We start from the raw sequence: 5,540 nt of genomic DNA, 5'->3' as shown, positions 1-5,540 counted from the left end.
CGGTTGCGTGGCCGCACCGCATGCCGGGCAGGCGAGCCTGCTGGTGTGGCAGCCGATCTCGAAGTCGATACGCCGCTTGGCGGTGTCGAGCCTGACGTCATCGACGACCCACGGCGGCTGCAAGCCCAGCGCGCTGGTGAACAGAGCTTCTACGGCAATGCCCATGGACTCATCCTCCTGCTCAAACCCGCCCGGTGGACATGTGCACAGGCCGGCCAGCGGCCTGCACACATGCCCACCGGGCTCGACGACCAGGAGTCATTGTGACTGTTGGGTTCCACACGAAATGACGAAGAGCCCAGGGCAGAAAGGGCCGTCACTTCGTCGTGTTCCGGGTTGCCCCGGGGCGAGTCATCGAGGTGCTCCGCCTGCTTCACGACAGTATGGATCTGTCGAGGCATTGGCCGAACGATGACGCTGAAATCCAGTGAGACCGTGAGCAGCGGGGCTACAGCGTGCTCCTGCGGGGGCGGCGTGAAACGGACAAACGCCCGAAACTTTCCGCACTGGCCCGAAGGATTGCGCAGGGGTTTGGAAAATGAGTTCGAAATCGGTGGTTGACTGCACCACCAATACCCAAAATCCCAACCCTTATCCGGTTGGGATTTTTTTGTCTGGAGCGCCAGTGTTGGCGCGGTTTTCGGCCTTGGCCTCTTGAGCGCGCCGCTCCTGAAGTCGCCGTTCCAGGCGCGCATTCCGCCGTTTTTCTCTCTCTGTTCTCTGGTGATCTCTTGAGCGTGCAAGTGCCGAATTCGGCTGTTTTCGCGGGTTCAAGGGTGGGCGGTTGCGGTTTTCGTCTGCTCAGGCGCAGGCGACCGAGAACGGAGAACGGCGGGGGCTGTGACGTTCCGTGTGGATGACACTACCCGGCCTATCGTGTTGCCCGTCCGGCAACGGGCGATGCCGTCAGCTTCAGAGCGCCGCGGGTGAGGTCGATGAGGGTGCGCAAGTGCTCGAAGGTGCGGAACCCGCACGCCCTGGCGATGGCGGCCTGGATCGCGGCGCTGATGGATTCGGCCCGGGCGTTCGAGTGGCCTGCAGCCAGCCTGTTGCGGATGCCGTCGCTGTGGGTCTGAACGGTCTTCGCCAGTCGCTTGAACGGCGTCAGACCAGGATGTCGCGCAGCGCTGCTAGGCTCGCGCCATGCGGCAGTGCGTCATGTGCAACCCGTGCAGATCGACCTCGGCCTGGATCCAGTCGGCGGCATTCTTGCGCCAGCGCGTGCGCTGATGGCGGGCAACGTGCCGACCTCGTCCCGCCGCACCGTCTCCAGCGCTTCGTTGGCCAGCTTCACCAGAGGGAAGGGGCCAAAGCACGGCGCGGCGTTATACCGGGCCCGGTTTGTAGTCGCTGGGCAAGGGATTGCGGATAGCCCTGCGGGCTTCGGCAGGGTCACGGTCTGACGCTAGACAAAGAGGGGTTCTCGTTCGCCCAGGTGGCTGCCGCTGGAGTGCGGCTGGCAGCCGGGTGAGGCGATGGGTGCTGCGGACGGTGTGCTTGTCAGGCGTCGGTTTTGTTGGGCATCATATGAAAAATGGGGGGTAAATCGCATCGTGCAATGCGGTGCGCGCAACAAGCAAAAGGGAGAGAAGTTGTCAATGTGGTCGATCGGGAAGGGGCTGCGTCTGTTCGCGGTGCTGGTGGCTATGTTTTTGGCCAGCGGTAAAGCGATGGCTATGATTCAAGTGTGTGTGGAAATTTCTCCGGAATACTCCTATGTTAAGGCGGATGGCACTGTAGTTGTTCAGGCGGCGAAGAGGCATTGCTATCAATATTATACTTCGCTTGATTTTGGGTATGGGGGCTTGGCGAGGCAAGAGAAAAGGTTTGATCAATATCTCGACAGGTGGTACGGCGGGGGTGGCTTTGATCGCGTGACGACGGATAAGGCCAATTCTCGAGATGCCTTAGTTAATGCGGTGGAACCGGATTGCAATAAGGGTAAGACGCCCCAGAAAACCGACAAGCCTGTTATTATTGCGACGGGCAACAAGGTTCTGGATGAAATGGATTTTATCGTGCCTTCGTACGATGAATATCCATTGGTTGTCGCCAGAAATTACGACAAATCGCTTGTCCGTACTGGGATATTCGGGCCGCGTTGGGCGTCAAGCCTGGAAAGGACGTTGAGCTTCCAATATGGATCGTTGCAGTGCCACGGCAGATTGGATCGGATTGAAAGCTGCGCGACAGGCGGTGCCGCCCTTGATGCAATTTATGCAAATCGCAGCAGTGGGTTTGCCTGGAAGTTCACCGCGGCATCTGATGGTCGTTGGGTGAGTGGGGATGAGGCTACCCTCACTGCATCCGGTTCTGGCTGGTTGTTGACCCTCAAGGATGGGTCAAGCGAGCTTTACGATGCCTATGGGCGTCCGCTCAAAGTGTCCGATCCGCGTGGCGTCGGGTTGACCTATGGCTATAACGCCAGCAACCAGCTGGCGACCGTGACGCATTCGTCGGGGCGCTCGCTGGCGTTGTCGTGGGCGGGCGACAAGGTGGCGGCCATCACTGCGCCGAATGGCAAAATCTACCGCTATAGCTACACCACTGCTGGCTACCTTGCCGGCGTCGTGTACCCGGACAACCTGGGTACCCGGACCTACCATTATGAGGATGCAAATCAACCGGGCGGTCTGACCGGAATTTCCATTAATGGCGTGCGGTACTCCCGCTATGCCTATTATCCGGATGGCCGGGTTGCCTGGTCAGGCCTGGAGGGTGGCGTTGAACGGAGCCAGTTTAAATACGGCACCGATGCAACGGGCGAATATACCGAAGTCACCAATGCGCTGGGGCAGACAACCCGTTACCTGCTGACGAATGTGGATGGTCGCAAGATTGTGACCGGCGTGCGGCGCCCCCCCTTCGCCCACCTGTGCGGCGGCCGCGCGCGACACCATGTACGACAGCAAGGGCAATGTTGATTATGAGGTGGATGCATACGGGGTCACGACCGATTACAGCTACGATGACGACGGTCGTCTGATCCAGAAGGTGACCGGAATCGGTTTGAATGGGGAAACCGACCAGAGCCAGATCACCCAGTATGTGTGGGATACCACATACAAGACCCGTCTGAACGAGGTCAGGGTGTTTGCGGCCAGTACCAACCAGCTTTTGAACACCACCACCTACACCTATTATCCAGACGACGACAGTCGCAGGCGTCTGCTGAAAAGCGTTGCGGTGACCAATTACGGTGGCGGCACGGTCGGCACCCTGGTGACTTCGTACGACTACACCCTCCATCCCAATGGTCTGGTGGCAAGCATGACGGTGGACGGCCCCTTGCCCGGCACCGGGGATGCGGTCACCAAGACGTACGATACGGCGGGCAACCTGTTGACCGTGACCAACAGTCTGGGGCATGTCACCCGCTATGAGGATTACAATGCACTCGGGTTGCCGGGCAAGGTCACCAATCCCAACGGTGGGGTGACCTGGTACACCTACAACGCCCGTGGTCAGGTATTGACCGAAAAACGATACGATGCCGGGGCTTATCAGACCACGACCTACAGCTATGATGCGCGTGGGCGTCTGAGCAGTGTCACCACGCCGGATGGGGTTGCCGTTCGCTATGACTACGACAACTTCGATCGCCTGGTTCAAGTCTCCCGTGACGAGCTGTATTCGTCGTACGCCAAGGACGGCCTGGAGCCGCCGACGGCATTTGAGCGCTATACATACAACCTGCTGAGTCAGGTCACCAAGATCGAAACCGGGCTTGAATACTCCCGGGCGGTGGGGCCTGCCACGCTGCTGTCCTCACAACCCGGAGACGGGATGGGGATGTGGGTGTGTGATCCGGTCGACCCTTCCGATTGTGGCGGGCCCACGCGGATCTCGGTGATCCAGACCACCACCTATCTGGATTACGACACGTCCGGATTTCTCAGTGCGCGCCGCGGGAGCAATGGCCAGCGGGTGACCTACCATTACAACGCCAATGGCGACCTGGATGCCGAGACCGATGCGCTGGGCAACCAGACCACATATGGCTATGACCGGCAGCGGCGGCGCAACCGGATCACGGATGCGATGGGCGGCACGACCTGGACCAGCTACACGCCGCTGGGGCAGATCAGTCAGGTGATCGATCCGCGCGGGTTGGTCACGCAGTATGTGTATGACGGTCTGGGCAATCTGTTGAGCCAGACCAGTCCGGACACCGGGACAACCCGGTTGACCTACAACGCCGTGGGGCAGCAGACGCAGCTGCAGCGGGCGGACGGCAGTGTGACGACGTATACCTACGACGCCCTGGGGCGGCTGGCGACCGTGGCGAGTGGCGGGCAGGTGCGCACGTTCACCTATGACAGCTGCGGCAATGGCAAGGGGCAGCTGTGTCAGGCGACCACGACGGGCGGCACGGCGACCACGACCCGGTTCACCTATACCCCGTGGGGGCAGGTGGCGACCCGGCAGGACAGCGTCAACGGTGCCACCGACACCACCACCTACAGCTACGACGGCATGCAGCGGCTGACGGGGATCCAGTATCCCAGCGGCGTGCGCGTGGGGTATGGCTATGCCGATGGGCATCTGTGGCAGATCACGGCCACGGTCAACGGCGTCACGATGCCGGTGGTGGCGTATGGGGAGTATCGTGCCTTTGGCCCTGCGACGATGGTGCAGTATGGCAACGGGCTGAGCGGTGGCCGCAACTACGATGGCAGCGGCCGGCTGACGGGGATCAGCACCAGTGACGTCTCGGGCCCGCTGCAGAGCCTGACCTATGGGTATGACGTGGCGAACCGGATCACGGCGATCACCCACGGGGTGCAGGCGGCGCTGACCCAGCGGTACGGCTATGACGGGCTGGGCCGGCTGACCAGCGCTGCGTTGGCGGGCGGCAACGTGAGCACGTATGCCTACGATGCGGTGGGCAACCGGACGCAGCAGGACGATACCCTGCCGGCGGGGAGCATTCGGTATGTGCTGGCGGGGGACAGCAACCGGCTGCTGCAGGTGATCCGCAACGGCCAGGGGTGGGGGTTGAGCTACGACGCCAACGGGTCGGTGACGGCGTACACGGACAGCGCCGGGGTAAGGCATACCCTGGGGTATGATCCGTTTGGTCGGCTGGCGCAGCATACGGCACAGGGGGCGACCACGTGGTACACGGTGAACGCATTGGACCAGCGGGTGGCCAAGCGCACCCCCAGCGGTTCAAGCCGCTATGTGTATGGTGGCTTCAGTCAGCTGCTGGCTGAGAATACCAACGGCCAGTGGACCAGCTACCTCTACAACGGCAGCGAACCCATTGCACTGGTGCGCAATAATCAGCTGTATTACCTGCACACCGACCACCTGGGCCGGCCGCAGCTGGCGACGAACGGCAGCAAGGCGGTAGTGTGGAAGGCGAACACCTGGGCCTTCGATCGCACGGTGACGCAGGATGGCGTTGGCGGGTTGAATCTTGGGTTCCCGGGGCAGTACTACGACACTGAGTCGGGCCTGTGGCACAACGGCTACCGCGAGTACCTGGCCGAGGCGGGGCGGTATCTGCAGAGTGACCCGATTGGGTTGGCGGGGGG

Annotated in this window: 3 protein-coding genes and 1 pseudogene; 2 read left to right on the top strand and 2 right to left on the bottom strand. The window is 61.5% G+C overall.

What is annotated here, in order from left to right; genetic code table 11:
- Together BUA29_RS12480 and BUA29_RS12565 are read right to left on the bottom strand one after the other, a co-directional pair.
- Positions 1–165, bottom strand: a pseudogene (locus tag BUA29_RS12480) (ISL3 family transposase); the annotation flags it as partial.
- Positions 166–871: 706 nt separating this feature from the next.
- Entirely contained in the window at positions 872–1,090 is a 219-nt protein-coding gene (locus tag BUA29_RS12565; protein WP_425443782.1) for a transposase, read from the bottom strand.
- Positions 1,091–1,475: 385 nt separating this feature from the next.
- Here BUA29_RS12565 and BUA29_RS11925 point away from each other — a divergent pair, with 385 nt between their 5' ends.
- Together BUA29_RS11925 and BUA29_RS11540 are read left to right on the top strand one after the other, a co-directional pair.
- A complete protein-coding gene (locus tag BUA29_RS11925) occupies positions 1,476–2,924 on the top strand; it encodes an RHS repeat domain-containing protein (RefSeq protein WP_084602479.1) in 1,449 nt (482 codons plus the stop codon).
- Positions 2,899–5,540: RHS repeat domain-containing protein (locus tag BUA29_RS11540; RefSeq protein WP_072756672.1), on the top strand; the 2,642-nt coding region annotated here is incomplete at its 3' end. The genes BUA29_RS11925 and BUA29_RS11540, both read left to right, overlap by 26 nt.

Origin of the sequence: Thermomonas hydrothermalis (assembly GCF_900129205.1) — a bacterium.
Classification (GTDB): domain Bacteria; phylum Pseudomonadota; class Gammaproteobacteria; order Xanthomonadales; family Xanthomonadaceae; genus Thermomonas; species Thermomonas hydrothermalis.
Note: the sequence above shows the minus strand (reverse complement) of the source record. Positions and strands in the feature narration are given on the sequence as shown.